This is a genomic window from Rhizobium sp. BK112 (assembly GCF_014193215.1).
Taxonomy (GTDB): Bacteria; Pseudomonadota; Alphaproteobacteria; order Rhizobiales; family Rhizobiaceae; genus Rhizobium; species Rhizobium anhuiense.
Window position 1 is genome coordinate 90,487 of sequence record NZ_JACHYZ010000004.1, and the last position, 17,165, is coordinate 107,651.

The 17,165-nt window shown below is 62.1% G+C and carries 15 protein-coding genes and 1 pseudogene; 10 read left to right on the forward strand and 6 right to left on the reverse strand.

Annotated elements, in window-relative coordinates; genetic code table 11:
• Positions 1 to 2: 2 nt before the first annotated feature.
• Together FHT75_RS13070 and FHT75_RS13075 are read right to left on the reverse strand one after the other, a co-directional pair.
• Positions 3 to 2,000 carry an ABC transporter ATP-binding protein/permease gene (locus tag FHT75_RS13070; protein ID WP_097631031.1) on the reverse strand — a complete coding sequence of 666 codons (1,998 nt, stop codon included), beginning with the start codon at positions 1,998 to 2,000 and terminating at the stop codon, positions 3 to 5.
• Between the two features lie 66 nt (positions 2,001 to 2,066).
• The gene (locus FHT75_RS13075; protein ID WP_097543248.1) at positions 2,067 to 3,032 is read right to left on the reverse strand and encodes a GlxA family transcriptional regulator; all 966 of its coding nucleotides are present in this window, start codon (positions 3,030 to 3,032) and stop codon (positions 2,067 to 2,069) included.
• A gap of 74 nt (positions 3,033 to 3,106) precedes the next feature.
• Here FHT75_RS13075 and FHT75_RS13080 point away from each other — a divergent pair, with 74 nt between their 5' ends.
• Positions 3,107 to 3,784 (forward strand): DJ-1/PfpI family protein, encoded by a 678-nt coding sequence (locus FHT75_RS13080; protein WP_097543247.1) that lies wholly within the window; start codon positions 3,107 to 3,109, stop codon positions 3,782 to 3,784.
• Between the two features lie 82 nt (positions 3,785 to 3,866).
• Here the strand turns inward: FHT75_RS13080 and FHT75_RS13085 are convergent, their stop codons facing one another.
• Entirely contained in the window at positions 3,867 to 4,766 is a 900-nt protein-coding gene (locus FHT75_RS13085) for a GntR family transcriptional regulator (RefSeq protein ID WP_047617273.1), read from the reverse strand.
• Positions 4,767 to 4,992: 226 nt separating this feature from the next.
• Here FHT75_RS13085 and FHT75_RS13090 point away from each other — a divergent pair, with 226 nt between their 5' ends.
• The 7 genes from FHT75_RS13090 to FHT75_RS13120 all read left to right on the forward strand — a co-directional run bounded on the left by FHT75_RS13090 (position 4,993) and on the right by FHT75_RS13120 (position 13,006).
• On the forward strand, positions 4,993 to 6,495 hold the full coding sequence (locus FHT75_RS13090) for a UxaA family hydrolase (protein WP_132573635.1): 1,503 nt from the start codon (positions 4,993 to 4,995) through the stop codon (positions 6,493 to 6,495).
• Between the two features lie 94 nt (positions 6,496 to 6,589).
• Complete coding sequence (locus FHT75_RS13095; protein ID WP_097543245.1) at positions 6,590 to 7,609, forward strand: aldo/keto reductase; 1,020 nt, start codon at positions 6,590 to 6,592, stop codon at positions 7,607 to 7,609.
• Positions 7,610 to 7,618: 9 nt separating this feature from the next.
• The gene (locus FHT75_RS13100) at positions 7,619 to 8,065 is read left to right on the forward strand and encodes an RbsD/FucU family protein (RefSeq protein WP_048338244.1); all 447 of its coding nucleotides are present in this window, start codon (positions 7,619 to 7,621) and stop codon (positions 8,063 to 8,065) included.
• A 208-nt stretch (positions 8,066 to 8,273) separates the two neighbouring features.
• Entirely contained in the window at positions 8,274 to 9,263 is a 990-nt protein-coding gene (locus FHT75_RS13105; protein WP_048338243.1) for an ABC transporter substrate-binding protein, read from the forward strand.
• 104 nt (positions 9,264 to 9,367) lie between these two features.
• Entirely contained in the window at positions 9,368 to 10,921 is a 1,554-nt protein-coding gene (locus FHT75_RS13110; protein ID WP_048338242.1) for a sugar ABC transporter ATP-binding protein, read from the forward strand.
• A gap of 27 nt (positions 10,922 to 10,948) precedes the next feature.
• Positions 10,949 to 11,923, forward strand: a complete 975-nt coding sequence (locus FHT75_RS13115; RefSeq protein WP_028757718.1) for an ABC transporter permease — start codon at positions 10,949 to 10,951, stop codon at positions 11,921 to 11,923.
• Positions 11,924 to 11,986: 63 nt separating this feature from the next.
• Positions 11,987 to 13,006 (forward strand): zinc-binding alcohol dehydrogenase family protein, encoded by a 1,020-nt coding sequence (locus FHT75_RS13120; protein ID WP_097543244.1) that lies wholly within the window; start codon positions 11,987 to 11,989, stop codon positions 13,004 to 13,006.
• Positions 13,007 to 13,165: 159 nt separating this feature from the next.
• Here FHT75_RS13120 and FHT75_RS36380 read toward each other — a convergent pair.
• Positions 13,166 to 13,249 (reverse strand): annotated as a pseudogene (locus FHT75_RS36380) (copper homeostasis protein CutC); the annotation flags it as partial.
• A 126-nt stretch (positions 13,250 to 13,375) separates the two neighbouring features.
• Between FHT75_RS36380 and FHT75_RS13125 the strand changes: the two are divergent.
• On the forward strand, positions 13,376 to 13,753 hold the full coding sequence (locus tag FHT75_RS13125) for a hypothetical protein (RefSeq protein ID WP_063474754.1): 378 nt from the start codon (positions 13,376 to 13,378) through the stop codon (positions 13,751 to 13,753).
• Between the two features lie 71 nt (positions 13,754 to 13,824).
• Here FHT75_RS13125 and FHT75_RS13130 read toward each other — a convergent pair whose 3' ends face one another.
• Both FHT75_RS13130 and FHT75_RS13135 read right to left on the reverse strand, forming a co-directional pair.
• Positions 13,825 to 14,550, reverse strand: coding sequence for a copper homeostasis protein CutC (locus FHT75_RS13130; protein WP_063474755.1), 726 nt, complete (start codon positions 14,548 to 14,550; stop codon positions 13,825 to 13,827).
• Positions 14,547 to 15,791, reverse strand: coding sequence for a LysR family transcriptional regulator (locus tag FHT75_RS13135; protein ID WP_063474756.1), 1,245 nt, complete (start codon positions 15,789 to 15,791; stop codon positions 14,547 to 14,549). The genes FHT75_RS13130 and FHT75_RS13135 overlap by 4 nt, the downstream gene beginning before the upstream one ends.
• 420 nt (positions 15,792 to 16,211) lie before the next feature.
• Here FHT75_RS13135 and FHT75_RS13140 point away from each other — a divergent pair, with 420 nt between their 5' ends.
• Positions 16,212 to 17,120 carry an ABC transporter substrate-binding protein gene (locus FHT75_RS13140; protein ID WP_028756619.1) on the forward strand — a complete coding sequence of 303 codons (909 nt, stop codon included), beginning with the start codon at positions 16,212 to 16,214 and terminating at the stop codon, positions 17,118 to 17,120.
• The last annotated feature ends 45 nt before the right edge of the window (positions 17,121 to 17,165 follow it).

Below are 17,165 nucleotides of genomic sequence, written 5' to 3' on the forward strand. Positions count from 1 at the left end.
TTCTATTCTGGGACGGTGCTGTCCTTATTCGAACTCGTGCCGTCTTTCAGCACGGAGGGGTTCTTCAAAACCCGCACAAGCAGATTCGGTTTTCGCCTGCGCGGGATGAGATCGATATCGCTGACAAGCTTTGCGCCGCCCTTGCGCCGCTCGAGCGTGATCTTGCGGCTATGGAAGGCTTCCAGCTCAGCCCGATGCGCGACGCTGATGATGGTCACGTCGGGCAATTCATCGATCACCATATGCATCATCTTATCCTGGCTCTTCTCATCGAGTGCCGAGGTTGCTTCATCCAGCACGATGATATCGGGATGGTGGAGCAGCAGGCGCGCAAAGGCGAGACGCTGCTTTTCGCCGCCCGACAGCGTCTGGTCCCAGGGCGCCTCTTCCTCGATCTTGTCGTTGAGATAATCGAGCCCGACCTTGTCGAGGGCAGCCTTGACCTGATCCAGCGTCCAGCTGTCGGCGGCGCCGGGATAGGCGACGGCGCGGCGAAGCGTGCCGGACGGGATATAGGGTCGTTGCGGCAACATGAACAATCGTCTGTCGGCGTGGAAATTGACGCTGCCGCTTCCCCACGGCCAGAGACCTGAGATCGCCCGCACCAGCGTGCTCTTGCCGGACCCGGATTCGCCGGCCACAAGCACCCGTTCGCCGGGCTCGATCTCGACGCGCGTTTCCGTGACCACGGCGGTGCCATCGTCAAGCGATACGGAGAGATCGTTGAGGCTGAGCATCGCCTCGCCTTCGGTTTCACCATGCTTGATGCGCCCGAGCGAGTCGCTCTGCTCGGCGCGCTCCAGCCCGTCGAGCGACATCATCAGCGAGGCGATGCGCCGTGCACAGGCGTTCCAATCGGCAAGACGCGGATAGTTATCAACAAGCCAGCCGAACGCGCCCTGAACGATGGCGAAGGCAGAGGCAGCCTGCATGACCTGTCCCAGCGTCATGCTGCCTTCGAGAAATTTTGGCGCGCACAGCAGGACCGGGACGACTGGCGCAATCAGCATAGATCCATGCGACACAAGCGTCGTGCGCATGTGCTGGCGGGCAAGGAGCGCCCATTGCCTGAGCACATTGGCGAAGGTCTTATCGAGGTCATTACGCTCCTCCTCTTCGCCGCCGAGCAAGGCGATGCTCTCGCCGTTTTCCCGCACATGCGTCAGCGTGTAGCGAAACTCGGCTTCTGCTTGATTTTTCGCCTCGGAGACGTGGACGAAATAGCGGCCGATGACCGCCATCGAGCTGGAGGTGATCGCGGCGTAAAGGACCGCAGTGATGACGAGAAAGCCGGGAATGGTGACGGTCCAACCTGCGATCGGCAGAGTGAGAGCCCCGCCGATCGTCCAGAGCACGACGATGAAGGTCGAGGCCGCCAGAAATGCGGAAATGACACCGGCGATGAAATCGACGGGTGCTTCGGTGGCAATCCGCAAATCCTCGGAAATGCGCGCTTCGGGGTTCTTGTGGTCGCCGCCGATGAGATTCAACTGATAGTAACGGCCGTTTGCGAGCCAGCGCGCGATGACTGCGCTTGTCAGCCAGGAACGCCACCGACGCTGGATCATCATGCGAACGGCGACTTGTACAGTGACAATAGCCACAGTTCCAAGCACGAGCGGCACGAATACAGCGCTCAGGAAATAGACGGTGCCCGCATCGTGCCGCTCTATGGCGTCGAATATCCCGCGGTTCCACAGATTGATTCCGTACTGGAAGCCGACATTCATGCCGATCAGGGCCAATAGCCCGATCGAGAAGGGCCAAGCGAACTTGTCGCCATCGCGGCTCCAGTAACGGCGCGCGCTGATCCAGAAACGTTTCAGCAAATAGCGCTTTCGCGCCTGCTCGGTCTCTTCAGGCGTTAGCTCCGGATCGGGTTGGATGGCATCTGGCGGCAGCGCAACTTCGACAGTCGATGCCTTCTCCTGGCGCGACTTCTCGGCACCGTCCGGCTCGGTGCCGTCGACCGATTTCGGTTTCAATTTAGCGTCGGTCATGTCAGCGATAACGGCTTACAAATCAAAAGGTTTCATGATGCCGGTACCGAGGATGGCATCCGGCGTCTACCCGGCAAACCGCTCGCGGTAGGCTTTCGGACTGGTACCGAAGTGGCGCAGGAAGGCCCTTCTCATGGTTTCCTCCGATCCGAAGCCACAACGCCTGGAGACCCGGGCAACAGACTGGCCTTCATCCAGCAAGCGTCGGGCGGTTTCGATCCTGATGTCTTCGATCGCCCGGGCCGGCGTCAGCCCTGTTACCTGCCGATAATGCCGCGAAAAACTGCGCGAGCTCATGTTGACCCGTGCGGCAAGAGCCGCCAGCGGCAATGGGCGGCTCAAGTTTTCCATGATCCATGCGTGCAGTTGGTCGAAACGCCCGTCATTTTCCTGCAGTGAGAGGGCCGTGCTGAATTGCGACTGTCCGCCCGGCCGCTTCAGAAAAACCACCAACTGCCTCCCGACAGCGAGCGCCGCCTTCCGACCCAGGTCGATCTCGATGAGCGCCAAGGCAAGGTCGATGCCCGCTGTCACGCCGGCGGATGTCCACATGTCGCCATCACTAACAAAAATGGGGTCAGGATCGAGGCGCACCAACGGAAAGCGTTTTGTGAATTCAGCGCAACGCTGCCAGTGCGTGACGACACGCCGTCCGTCGAGCAATCCTGCTGTCGCCAGCAAAAATGCACCGCTGCAAACGGAAGCGGTGCGCCGCGCCGCCTTTGAGCGGCCTCTGACCCATTCCACCAGATCGCGGTTTTCACAAGCCGCATTGACACCCCAGCCTCCCGCCACGACGAGCGTGTCCAGCGGCGCATCCGGCGACGGCAACGGGGAGGCTGCCAAGGCGAGACCCGACGATGTTCTCACCTGAGCGCATTGCGCCACCACGACAGTCTCATAGGGCCTCGCTTTGTCAGCAAGCGCAGCCAGATCGTTTGCCGTTGCAAAGACCTGCAAAGGGCCTGCCACATCAAGAAGCTGGCTGTCGGGGAAGGTCAGGATTTCGATACGGCGAGGGTTATTTGGCATGAACGGAGGGATGATTGGCAAACACGCCAATCATTGCTCCACTAGGATTGGGAAAGTCAATCAGGAGTTTCCCCATGCCTCTTTCTTTCGGAATCCTCGTCTTCCCCGATGTTCAGCAACTCGACCTCACCGGCCCTTACGAGGTTTTCGCCTCGGCTGAAGGCACAGAGGTTCATCTGATCTGGAAGGATTTGCGGCCCGTTCCGGCCTCTACCCGGCTGTCTTTGACGCCGACCACGACCTTTGCGGAATGCCCGCCACTCGACGTTCTCTGCATTCCGGGCGGAAGCGGTATCAACGCATTGTTGCTCGACGAGATGGTGCTCGCTTTTGTTCGGGAGCGGGCGGCGAAGGCGCGCTACGTCACGTCTGTCTGCACGGGCGCGCTGGTGCTGGGGGCGGCGGGGTTGCTCAAGGGAAAACGCGCGACGACCCACTGGAATGCGCTCGATTTCCTGCCGCGCTTTGGCGCCACGCCCGTCGAGGAGCGAGTCGTACAGGATGGCAACCTGATCACCGCAGGCGGTGTCACCTCGGGCATCGATTTCGGACTATCCGTGATTGGCGAGCTTCTGGGGCAGACAGAAGCCGAAACGGTCCAGCTCGCTCTGGAATATGCTCCCGCACCACCATTTTCTTCCGGCACGCCGAAGGAAGCCTCAGCAAAAGTGCTGGGAGATACGAGGCAGCGCCTTTCCGCATCGCGCGCCGCGCGCGAGAAGATATTGTCGCAATTGCCGGGAGATATTTGAAAGGGAATTGAGCAGCTGAAGACGCCGGCCGGTTTTTGCAGGCACCCAATGCGGCACTTTTCCCGGAATAACTCTCCCCACCTCACGCAGTTTCACTGGCAATCTGCGGCAGGGATTGCAGCAGGGTCTGGCGGGCGGAGTGCAGATGCGCGCGGCAGGCGGTTTCGATTGCCGCCTGGTCGCCGGATTCCAGGGCTGCGATATAATCCAGATGTTCGTGGATGGCGCGTTCGTTGCGCTGGCGGGCGGCGGTCTTGTTCCACTGGTAGTGATAGTGGAAAACGATGGCGATGGCGTCGTAGAAATCGGCGATGAAGCGGTTTTTCGAGGCGCGATGGATCAACAGGTGGAAGCGCTCGTCGAGGACGGAGAAGTCCTTGAAACGCTGGTTGATGTCGGCAAGCATGGCGTGATGTTCGTCGCGCATGGCGGCGAGATCGATCCAGGCCTGGTGGTCGCGCGGAAGCCGGCCGAATTCGGCGGCGGAGTGCAGCTCGAACATCTCGCGCACATCGGCGAGCTCGAGGGCGAATTCACGGGTGAAGCCCTTGAGCGTCCAGTGGCTGTTCGGCCGTTTCTCGATGAGGCCGAAGCGGGAGAAGCGGATCAGGAATTCGCGCACGCTTGTTGTGCCGGTGCCGATCTCGCGGGCTAGCTCCAATTCGTTGATCTGCATGCCGGGGGCTGCATCATCGGCAAGGATGCGCTGCATGAAGCTGCGCTCGATGATGTCGTGCAGGGAATCGGTTTCTTCCGAGGGAAAGAGGTCGCGGTCCGTCGGCTGGCGCAGCACGATCTTCTGGCGCTTGTTCCAGCGGATGATGCCTTCTTCGCTGAGCCGCGTCAGGATGGCGCGCGCCGTCGAGCGGCTGACGCCGAGCTGGGCGGCGATCTCCGGCTCCGAGGGCAGTGCGGTATCCGTGCGCAAGGCTGCAGCATACCTGTTGTAGGCTTCCTTGAAGACCGTATTCTGCCGTGCCACCAGACCCCGCTTTCCGCCCTCGTGAGCGCCTTCCCGCTTCACAGCAGGACAGAGCGGACCGGGGCTTGTTCAAACGACCTTTAGCTTATTTCCGGTCGCCTGCGGCTCATTGCCTCCCTCGTCCACAGGATCAATATTCCCGTTGACTTGAAAATGTTTATTGTAGATAAAAAACAAAATCAATGCGCATTCGCCGATGCAGCGAGTGTTTCCCAGGGAGAATAAATTGGACAAACTGCCTTGGATCATCCTTTCGGCCGGAGACAATGTCGCGGTCGCAACGGCGGCAATCGCGCCGGGTTCGACGGTTGCCGGCATCGAAGCCCGTCAGAAGATCGACCCCGGCCACAAGGTGGCGATTGCCGATATTCCGCTCGGGTCGCCGGTCGTGAAATACGGACAGGCGATCGGCCGCACCACTGAAGAGGTCAAGGCCGGCGACCATGTGCACAGCCACAACCTGCATTTCGAAAACGACCGGCTGGCGGCGACCGCCAATTCGGCGCCGGAGACGGCGACGGCCGACGACAAGGCGCGCACCTTCATGGGTTACCGCCGCGCCGACGGGCGGGCAGCGACCCGCAACTATATCGGCATCATCGCCAGCGTGAACTGTTCCACCACGGTCTGCCGGGCGATCGCCGACGAGGCGAACCGGACGATCTTGCCGCATTATGAGGGCATCGACGGTTTCGTGCCGATCGTGCATGACCAGGGCTGCGGCATGAGTTCGACCGGCGACGGCATGAACGTGCTGCACCGGACGCTCGCCGGCTATACCAGGCATGTGAATTTCGGCGGCGTGCTGATGATCGGCCTCGGCTGCGAGGTCAACCAGCTGACGCTGTACGGCCAGAGCGGTGCGGGCGCTTCGAAGCGGCATTTCAATATTCAGGATGCCGGCGGTTCCCGCCGCGCGGTCGAGCGGGCCATGGGTATGCTGCGCGAGATCGCTGCCGATGTCGGCAAGGAAAAGCGCGTGCCGATGTCGGTGAGCGAGATCATCATCGGCCTGCAATGCGGCGGCTCGGACGGCTTTTCCGGCATCACCGCCAATCCGGCGCTGGGTGTCGCAGCCGACCTCCTGGCGGCGGCCGGCGGCACGGCGATCCTGTCGGAGACTTCGGAAATCTATGGTGCGGAGCACCTTTTGCGCAGCCGCGCCGTCAGCGACGAGGTGGCAAAGAAGCTCGACGAGAAAATCGCCTGGTGGGAGGATTATGTCGCTCTGCACGGCGCCTCGCTCGACAACAACCCGTCGCCCGGCAACAAGCGCGGCGGGTTGACCACCATTCTGGAGAAGTCACTCGGCGCGGTTGCCAAGGGTGGGCGCTCGCCGCTGACGGCGGTCTATGGTTATGCCGAGCGGGTCACGGCCCCCGGGCTCGTCTTCATGGACACCCCCGGCTACGACCCGGTCTCGGCGACCGGCCAGGTGGCCGGCGGGGCGAATATGATCGCCTTTACCACGGGCCGCGGCAGCTGCTTCGGCTGCCGGCCGGCACCGTCCCTGAAGCTTTCCAGCAATTCGGCGCTCTATGCGTCGATGGAAGAGGACATGGACATCGATTGCGGCACCATCGCCACCGGCGACGCGACGATCAGCGGCAAGGGCCGCGAAATCTTCGACCTTATCGTCGATACGGCTTCGGGCAAGAAGACCAAGAGCGAGCTCTTCGGCTACGGCGATAACGAATTCGTGCCCTGGCATCTGGGCGCAACGCTCTAGCTTTTTGTTTTACGCAAGCCCTTGGAAAACAGCTTCACACTTTTCCCGGGATTGCTCCGGATAGACAGTTTCAGCTTCTTCGCGAGGAGGAATGATGAAGACGAGAAAGATCGGCAAGACCAAGCTGGAGGTGACCGAAATCAGCTTCGGCGCGGCAGCTCTCGGCGGTCTCTACCGTGCCTGCCCGCGCGAGCAGGCGATGGACACGCTGCAGGCGGCCTGGGATAGCGGCATCCGCTATTTCGACGTCGCGCCCTGGTATGGGCTGGGTCTCGCCGAACGGCGGGTCGGCGATTTCCTGCGCGACCAGCCGGATGGCAGCTACATGCTTTCCACCAAGGTCGGCCGGCTGCTGCGGCCGGTGCCGACCGGCACCGTGCCCGATTACAGCTATGTCGATCCGCTCTCCTTCGACGCCGATTACGACTATTCCTATGACGGCATCATGCGCTCGGTCGAATTCAGCTATGCACGCCTCGGCCTCAACCGCATCGACATTCTCTATGTGCACGATATCGGCGTCTACACGCATGGCGCGGCGAAGAATGCGGTCCACCAGAAGCAGTTTCTCGATTCCGGCGTGAAGGCGCTGGAGGAACTCAAATCCTCGGGCGCGATCTCCGCCTTCGGCCTCGGCGTCAACGAAGTGCCCGTCTGCCTCGACGTCATGCACCATGCCGATCTCGACTGCATCCTGCTTGCCGGCCGTTATACGCTGCTCGACCGTTCGGCCGTTGCCGAACTCCTGCCGCTCTGCCGGCAGAAGGGCACGTCGCTCGTCGTCGGCGGCGTCTTCAATTCCGGCATTCTCGCCACCGGCCCGGTGCCGGGCTCGCATTTCGATTATATGCCGGCAACCGACGATGTGCTTGCCAAGGTCGGCGCCATGGAGGCGATCGCCAAAAGCCATGGGGTGCCGCTCGCGGCTCCCGCCCTGCAGTTTCCGCTACGCGATCCGGTCGTCGCATCGGTGCTGATCGGCACGGCCAAGGCTTCGAGCCTGAAGCGCAACATGGAGATCGTCGAGCCGCGGCTTGCCGACGAGATCTACGGGGAATTCGAGCCCTATACGCTGGTCGCGCCGCCGCTCGGCGCCGAAGCGGTGCGGGTCTGAGGAGACATTATGCTCAAGGGTATTCATCCATTGCTCGGCCCCGACCTGCTTCATGCGCTGAAGACGATGGGACATGGTGACGACATCGTCATAGCGGACGCCAATTTTCCCTCGGGCTCGATGGGCCCGCCCGTCATTCGCGCCGACGGCGTCAGCGCCACTGACATGGCCGAGGCGATCCTCACCCATATGCCGCTCGATACTTTCGTGCCGGAAACGGCGTGGCGGATGGAAGTGGTGGGCGATCCCGATGCGATGCCCGAAGTCTGCGCCGAGTTCCAGCAGATCGTGTCCAGGCGTGCCGGCGATTTCCGCATCGTGCCGGTGGAGCGCTTTGCCTTCTACGCGATGGCCCGCAAGGCCACCTATATCGTCGCGACGACGGAATTCCGGCTGTACGGTAACCTGATTTTGAAAAAGGGTGTCGTCCATCCGCATGAGGTTGATCTGGCCTGAACCCTATTTTAGGGTATCGTACTATTGGAATAAAATCAGTTGCTTGGGTGGAGTTTAGCAAAGCAAAAAAGCCAGATTGACGCACTTGCAATTTGATTGCGCCTCGGCTAGCTTCTCCCTGCAAATGTTTTTTATCGATAAAAATCGTCCGCCTGCGTTCAGCGGCCGATTTATTCGGAGGAGAACGCACCCTGAGAGGAGAACCCTTATGAGTATCGTGAAATCCCTTCTGTCCCGTCGCGCCTTTACGGCGCTTGCGGGTGCCGCGGTCATCGCCACGGCGATGCCGGCAACGTCGTTTGCCGCCGACGTGACGATCCCGATCATCGTCAAGGACACGACGTCCTTCTACTGGCAGATCGTTCTGGCCGGCGCGCGCAAGGCTGGCAAGGATCTCGGCGTCAACGTGCCGGAACTCGGCGCACAGGCCGAATCCGACGTCAACGGCCAGATCAGCATTCTGGAGAATGCTGTTGCCGGCAAGCCCGCCGCCGTCGTCATTTCGCCGACCGAATTCAAGGCGCTCGGCAAGCCGATCGATGAAGCCGCCAAGTCGGTTCCGATCATCGGCATTGACTCCGCTGCCGACTCCAAGGCGTTCAAGTCGTTCCTGACGACCGACAACGTTCAGGGCGGCCGCATCGCCGCCGACGGTCTTGCCGCCGCCATCAAGGGCGCCACCGGCAAGGAAGAGGGCGAAATCGTCATCCTCACCAATCTTCCGGGCGTCGGCTCGCTGGAACAGCGCCGCGAAGGCTTCCTGGATCAGGTGAAGACCAAGTATCCCGGCCTGAAGGTGATTGCCGACAAGTACGGCGACGGCCAGGCAACGACCGGCCTCAACATGATGACCGACCTGATCACGGCAAACCCGAACCTCGTCGGCATCTTCGCCTCGAACCTGATCATGGCGCAGGGCGTCGGCCAGGCGATTGCTGAAAACAAGCTCGGCGACAAGATCAAGGTCATCGGCTTCGACAGCGACGACAAGACGGTCGGCTTCCTCAAGGATGGTGCGATTGCCGGCCTCGTCGTTCAGGACCCCTACCGCATGGGTTATGACGGCGTGAAGACCGCTCTTGCCGTCTCCAAGGGCGAGAAGGTCGAAGCCAATGTCGACACCGGCGCAAACCTCGTCACCAAGGCGAATATGGCCGATCCGAAGATCGACGCGCTGCTGAACCCGAAGATCAAGTAACAAAGACAGACAGGCCGCGCCGGCTTCAAAAACCGGCGCGGCCTTTTCCATCCATGGTATGCTTACCGGGGGTGGAGCAGACGTGACACAAGGAGGAGAGGTCCATGATCGGACTGGAAGAGGTCAGTCATCGCCATGATGACAGCGCGACGCTGAAAGAAGCCAATCGAATTCCCGCCGGATCGCCTATCCTCGAACTCAAGGGCCTGCAGAAGAATTACGGTCATGTGCAGGCGCTGAAGCCAGCGACGCTGACCTTCCTCGCCGGTGAAATCCACGCCATCGTCGGCGAAAACGGCGCCGGCAAATCCACCCTGATCAAATTGCTCACCGGCGTCATCACCCGCACGGCCGGCGAAGTGCTGTGGTGCGGCCAGCCGGTGGGGCTTTCGACGCCGAACGAGGCGATCGCCCGCGGCATCAACGCCGTCCACCAGGAAGTCGTGCTCTGCCGGCACCTGACGGTCGCCGCCAATCTCTTCCTCGGCGACGAGGTCAACCGCTACGGCCTGATGCGCAAGAAGCAGATGGAGAAGATGGCGCAGGCCGTGCTCGACGATCTCGGTTTCGGCCTGCCGGCCGGTGCGCTGCTGAGCTCGCTGACGATCGGCCAGCAGCAGCTGGTGGCAACGGCGCGCGCGGCGATGCGCGGCACGCAGTTCCTGATCTTCGACGAACCCACCGCCTATCTCACCCGCCAGGAATCGGCGCAGCTCTTCAAGCTGATCCGCCGCCTGCAGGGCGAAGGCGTCACCATCGTCTATATCAGCCACCGCATGGAGGAAGTCTTCGAACTTGCCGACCGTGTCTCGGTGCTGCGCGACGGCACGCATGTCGGCACGCGCCTGATCGGCGAGACCAACGATGCCGAGCTGATCGCGCTGATGATCAACCGCTCGATCGAACAGATCTACCACAAGGAAGAGATTGCGATCGGCGAGACGATCCTTGCCGTCAACGGCCTTTCCGGTCCGGGCTTCGAAGATGTGTCGCTCAGCGTCAAGGCGGGCCAGATCGTCGGGCTCTACGGCCTGATCGGCGCCGGGCGCAGCGAATTCGCGCTCGGGCTCTATGGACGCCAGCCGACGACATCAGGCGATATCCAGTGGATGGGCAAGCGCGTCGACATCAAGAACGAACGCACCGCGATGGAGCTCGGCATTGCGCTGGCGCCGGAAAGCCGGCGCGACCAAGGGCTTTGCCTCAACCTGCCGATCGGCCTCAACATCAATCTGCCGGTGTTCGGACGGCTGAGCCACGGACCTGTGATCAACCATGCGCGCGAGTCGGCCAATGCCGACAAGCAGATTCGCGATCTCAGCATCAAGACGCCGAGCCGGCGCGTTCCGGCCTCCAGCATGTCGGGCGGCAACCAGCAGAAGATCGTCATCGGCAAATGGCTGAGCCATGGCGCCCGGCTCTTCATCTTCGACGAACCGACTGTCGGCGTCGACGTCGGCACCAAGGCGGAAATCTACCGGCTCTTCGCCAAGCTTCTGAAGGACGGCGCGGGCATCATCCTGATCTCCTCCTACCTGCCCGAAGTCTACGAACTGGCCGACCGGCTGCACGTCTTCCGCGCCGGCAAGATCGTCGCCAGCCATGATTTCCACGCGGCGACGCATGAAGAAGTGCTCAGCGAAGCGATCGGCGTCTGAGCCAAAAGAATAAGAGGGAGAAAATTCATGACTGCCACCCCTACTGAGATCGTCGCACCGCCGCCGCGCCGGAAAATGAACATCCTGTTCGGCCTGACGCTGATCGGCCTGCTGATCTTCCTCTGGATCGTGCTCGGCGTCGTCACCCCGAGCTTCTGGACGCCGCTCAACATTTCGAACCTGCTGCGTCAGGGCGCGATGACGGCGATCCTCGCACTCGGACAGACCTTCGTCATCATCACCGCCGGCATCGATCTTTCCGTCGGCGCCATCGTCGGCTTTTGCACCGTCATCATCGCCTGGCTGCTGCAGGCCGGCGTGCCGCTCTGGGGGGCGATCGCGCTGACGCTCGCCATCGGCGTGGCGATCGGCGCCTTCCATGGCTTCGGCATCGTCCATATGGGCCTGCCGCCGTTCATCATCACGCTGGCAACCCTGACATCGCTGCGCGGCATCGGCCTGCTGATCACCAACGGTTCGACGATCAACATCACCAATGAGGGCTTCAGCAATTTCGCCCGCGCCGATCTGCTCAGCATTCCGAGCCTGTTCTGGATGGTCATCCTAGTGGCGGTCCCCTCCTTCATCTTCCTGCATCTGAGCCGTTGGGGCCGCTATCTCTTCGCGGTCGGTTCGAACGCCGAGGCGGCGCGCCTTTCCGGCGTCAACGTCAAGGGCATGATCTATCTTGCCTATATCCTCTCGGCCTCCTTCGCCGCCTTCGTCGGCGTGCTGCTCGCCTCGCGCATCGCCATCGGCAATGCAACGCAGGCCGACGGCTGGGAACTGCAGGCGATTGCCTCGTCCGTCATCGGCGGCACCAGCCTGTTCGGCGCGGTCGGCTCGGTGCACGGCCCGCTGATCGGCGCCTTCATTCTCGCCACCATCAACAACGGCGCGAACCTTCTGAACGTCAACTCCTTCTGGCAGCGCATCATCACCGGTCTGCTGATCATCGTGATCGTGTTCTTCGACCAGCTGCGCCGCCGCCGGAGCAATTGAGCGACATGAGACAGCCGGCTTGAACGAGCCGGCTTCTTCCATTCAAGGAATGCGAGACCCGTCATGAAAGCAGTTCTTTGCCGGGAGCCCGGCGTGCTCGATATCGTCGAGCGTCCTTCGCCAGCGGCTCCCGCCGCCGGCTGGGTGCGGCTTGCCGTCAGCCATGTCGGCATCTGCGGCACCGACTACCATATTTTCGAGGGCAAACATCCCTTCCTCGAATATCCCCGGGTGATGGGGCATGAGATCTCGGCGACGGTGCTGGAAGCGGGCGACGGTGTGGCGATCGCGGTCGGCACGCCCGTCATCGTCAATCCCTATCTCTCCTGCGGGCAATGTGTCGCCTGCCGTCAGGGCAAGCCGAATTGCTGCACCAACATCAAGGTGCTCGGCGTCCATACCGACGGCGCCTTCTGCGAGGAGATTTCGGTTCCATCGGGCAATCTCTATCCCGCCAAGGGCCTGAGCCTCGAGGCGGCGGCAACGACCGAGTTCCTGGCGATTGGCGCCCATGCGGTGCGCCGTTCGATGACCGGCCCCGGTGCGCGGGCGCTCGTCATCGGCGCCGGGCCGATCGGGCTCGGGGCGGCGATCTTCTCGCGCATCGCAGGCCATGAGGTGACGCTGCTCGATACCAGCACCGAGCGGCTGCAGATGGCCTCGGAGCGCTTCGGCTTCACCTCCGGCATCGTTGCCAACGAGGCGACAGCGGAGAGCGTTCGCGCCAAAACCAACGGCGACGGTTTCGACGTGGTCTTCGATGCAACGGGTTACGGCCCTTCGATGGAAAAGGCCTTCTCCTTCGTCGCTCATGGCGGCGCGCTGGTGCTGGTCAGCGTCGTCAAGGACGATATCCGCTTCTCCGATCCCGAATTCCACAAGCGCGAGATGATGGTGATCGGCAGCCGCAACGCCACTCGCGTCGATTTCGAGCATGTCGCGGATGCGATCGCCAAAGGCCTGGTGCCGGTGGAGAAACTCATCACCCACCGCACGACGCTTGCCGACGCGCCGCGCGATCTCGCCCGCTGGGCGCATGAGAAGAATGGGTTGATCAAGGCTGTCATCAGTATCGGGGGTTAGGCAGCGTCGGAAAAGTCCTGCAGAGTTAGGCGCTTATTTTGTCATGTTCGCGGTCCTTGCTGCTTAGGTTCCCCCCACACTCGTCATCCTCGGCCTTGAGCGGAGGATGACGAAACGGGGTGCAATCGACAAAATGGGGGCCCCTGTCCCCATGCTCCGTTATCCCGCGGCCGCCTCGATCGCCCTGCGCATCTCCCTCACAACGGCGACATCCGTTTTGTTGGTACTCTTCGCCTCCAACCGGCGCGCAAGATGTCGCGCAACATTTCTCAATCAAAAAGCACACAGACGAATACGGAAGTGTCCATAAGTGGGGCCGCCGGATAGCCGGCAGATCTTCGTCGATTGAGTGATGGAAAGGGTCGAGCGATGAAAATGCGAATTGCTTCCTTGGCAATGGCTGCGGCGCTGACAATGCCACTTGCGGTGCCGGCCCGCGCGCAGGTGGTCATCCAGGAAGGCCAGGGATCGGAGTTCTATTCCGATCCCGACGATAACCAGACGGAAACGGATTTTCTGCAGCGATGGAATCGCCACCACGACCAGCGAAGCGGATGGCGCTCGGGTCGGGACAATTTCGGGCCGGACGATGCGGTTCGCCTCCTTGAGAGACGTGGTTACCGCGTCAGAGATGTGAAGGACGTGGGTGAACGATATCTGATCCGAGCATGGCGAGACGGGGACGATCTCCTGGTGAGCGTCTCCCGCAGGGGCGATATCATGGGCGTCGTGCACGATCGCGAGTGATGGGCCGTCTTTGCTGTCCCTCACGCCGATGGGATGAGGGGCTGTCTCGATGCTGGCGCGGGCTACAACTTCTAACCCACCGCCTCGATCGCCCTGCGCATCTCCCTCACAACCGCGACATCCGTCTTGTTCGTGCTTTTCGCCTCAAACCCGAAGGCCACCGCGCGCGGATCGGCGCTTTCGACCGGTGAACTGCAGGAGCCGTGGACCTCGCGAGCGCCGGTCGCCTGCAGGATCTCCCCGACATTTGTCGGGCGGATGCCGCTGCCGGGCATGATCGAGATGCGGCCGGCAGCCTTGGCCGAAATGCGCTTCAGCGCCTCGAGGCCGTCGGCCGCCTTCAGCGCGCAGCCGGAGGTCAATATCCGCTCGCAACCGAGCTCGACCGCCTGCTCCAGCGCCTGATCGGCATCCGGCACCAGATCGAAAGCGCGATGCAGCGTCGAGCCGAGGCCGGCCGCATGCGCCTTCAAGCGGTGGATCAGCGGCATGTCGAGCGTCCCGTCCGGCCGGTTGGCGCCGATGACGACGCCGGCGAGGCCTGCGGTGCGCACCGCGTCGATATCGATCATCATCGCTTCTTCGTCCGCCTTGTCGAAGATGAAGGGACCGGCATGCGGGCGGATCATCGCATAGACCGGAATGGGCGCGCGGGCGGCGATCCGCATCAGGCTCGGTAGCGGCGTCAGCCCGCCGAGTTCCAACGCCGAGCAGAGTTCGATGCGGCCGGCGCCGCCTTCGATGGCGCTGGCAAGGCCTTCGGCGCTGTCGACGCACACTTCGAGCAAGATGGTCACGCTGCAGTCTCCCTGGCTCCGGCGTCCGCCTGCCTTTTGGTTTGCGCGACGGTTTCCGACGTAATTCTCGCCGCCGCCTCGATGATGACGGTGCAGGCATCGGCGGCGGCTTTGCGATGGTTGAAGGCGACGTGATAGGACATCGGCAGGTGCACGTCGAGATCGACGATGCGCACCTTGTCGGCGATCGGCAGGGCGCTGACCCGGCCGAGGAAGGAGACATAGCCGTGATTGGCGACGAGGTCGACGATCACAGGCAGCGAATCCGCCGCGGTGATATCCTGGCCGCGCAGGCGCCGGTTGGGCGCGCGCTCGTAGCTGAAGGCCATGGCCGCATGGCCGAGGCCGGTGCGTGGGCTCGGCATGCAGATCGCATGGCCGGCGACGAGATCGGCGACGCTCATCTCGGTGCTGTCAGGTGGCGCGATCACCACCATGTCGGTCTGCAGCAATTCGCGATGCCGGAAGCTTTCGAGGCCGAAGACCGAGTCCAGGATCGCCACGTCGATGCGACCGTTCTTCAGCGCCTCGCGCAAATCGTCGGCGGTCATCGACACCAGCGAGATCGCATTGTTGTTGCGACGGGCATTCCATTCGGAGACCAGCACGCCCAGGCAGCGCGCCACCCAGCTTTCCGAGCCGGTCGGGATGATCGAGCCGATGCGCAGCGATCGGGCGGTGCGTCGGTAACGCTCGTCGGCGGACGATTTCAGGTCGTTCCATGCCTGGCTGATCGCCATGAAAATCTGATAGGCGCGCCTGCCCTCTTCCGTCAGCACCGAGCCCTGCGCCTGCCGCTCGAACAGCCGAGCACCCAGAAATTTCTCAAGATTGGCAAGCTGCAGTGAAAGCTGTGGCTGACCCAAGCGAAGCCGGCGGGCGGCCCGGTTGATGCTGCCCTGGTCGGCCACTTCCAAAAAACGCTCCATGGTGACGATCTTGACGGGGATGCGGGATGCCCAGGTCTCGTAGGCCTCGGCGGCGCCGTCATGGCCGGTCAGTTGGCCGAGCTCGGCAATCGCAGCCATGATCGGCTCCAGCCCGTCCAGCACCCTGCCGCTCGCAATCAGCGTCACCAGCTCGCCGGAGGCGCGCTCGGTCAGTTTTATCGCCAGTTCGGTCTCGAGATTATGGATTGCGGTGGAGACAGTGGAGGGTGACAGCTGGAAGCGGCGCGCGGTCTCGCGCACCGAGCCGGATGTCAGGACATGGCTTGCAATGAACAGGGCACCAAGATGCAATGGCCACCTCCGGAAAGCGCTGGAAAAACCGGACGATATGATGTGTTCATGAAAAAAGATATCCCTGCCTCAGAATAGGCGGGCTATCGTTTCCGTCATAAAAAATCCGGGCGCCGGGAAACCGTGAAAGAGCACCGGAGCATCGTGGAAACACGCAAGGGGACAAAAACAAATCGCGCCGGCCTTGGAAAAGGGAATGCGTTTCCGCGCGTGGAGGTGCATTCGCCGCCATAATCGTGCCGCGACCGCAAATACTGGAGGGGGCTTGCATCGATTTTTCGGGTGGGCACGCTATTTCCATGACGCACGCAATTCCGGCATGATGGCGGCCTCGTCGCCCTCGCCGGCGGATTTTCTGCGCACAAGCCTTCCGCCAAGGGCTTGAGCCTCATTCAACGGTGTTAACACAGGGGATATTCCATGCTGAAGAAACTCGCACTTGCCGTCTCGCTCTCCGCCTTCGCGGTGGGTGCGGCCCAGGCCGCCGACGTCGTCGTCTCGTCGAAGATCGACACCGAAGGCACGCTGCTCGGCAACGTCATCGCGCTCGCGCTCGAAGCCAACGGCATCAAGACGCAGGACCGCATCGCGCTCGGCGCGACACCGGTCGTGCGCAAGGCGATCACCGCCGGCGAAATCGACATCTATCCGGAATATACCGGCAATGCCGGCTTCTTCTTCAACAAGGCGGATGACGCCGCCTGGAAGAACATCGACCAGGGCTATGAGCTGGCGAAGAAGCTCGATTACGACGCCAACAAGATCGTCTGGCTGACGCCGTCTCCTGCCAACAACACCTGGGCGCTCGCTGTGCGCAATGATGTCGCCCAACCGAACAAGCTGAAGAGCCTGACGGACTTCGGCAAATGGGTTGCCGGCGGCGGTGCCGCCAAACTTGCCGCCTCCGCCGAATTCGTCAATTCGGCCGGTGCGCTTCCCGCCTTCCAGACGACCTATGGCTTCCAGCTGAAGCCCGACCAGACCGTCGTTCTCTCCGGCGGCGATACGGCGGCGACGATCAAGGCGGCCGCCGACCAGACGAACGGCGTCAATACCGCGATGGTCTACGGCACCGACGGCGCGATCGAAGCGGCCGAACTAACCGTTCTCGAAGACGACAAGAACGTGCAGCAGGTCTATGCGCCGACGCCGATCATCCGCGAAGAGGTGCTGAAGGCCAATCCGAAGATCGAGGAAGTGCTCTCGCCGATCTTCAAGAGCCTGACCGCCGACGAATTGCGCAAGCTCAACGCCAAGATCCAGGTCGACGGCGAGCCGGCAAAGTCCGTCGCCGAAGCCTATCTCAAGGAAAAAGGCTTCCTGAAATAGTCATCGCTCGCTCCGCCCGACGTTCGGGCGGAGCCTCCCTTTGCT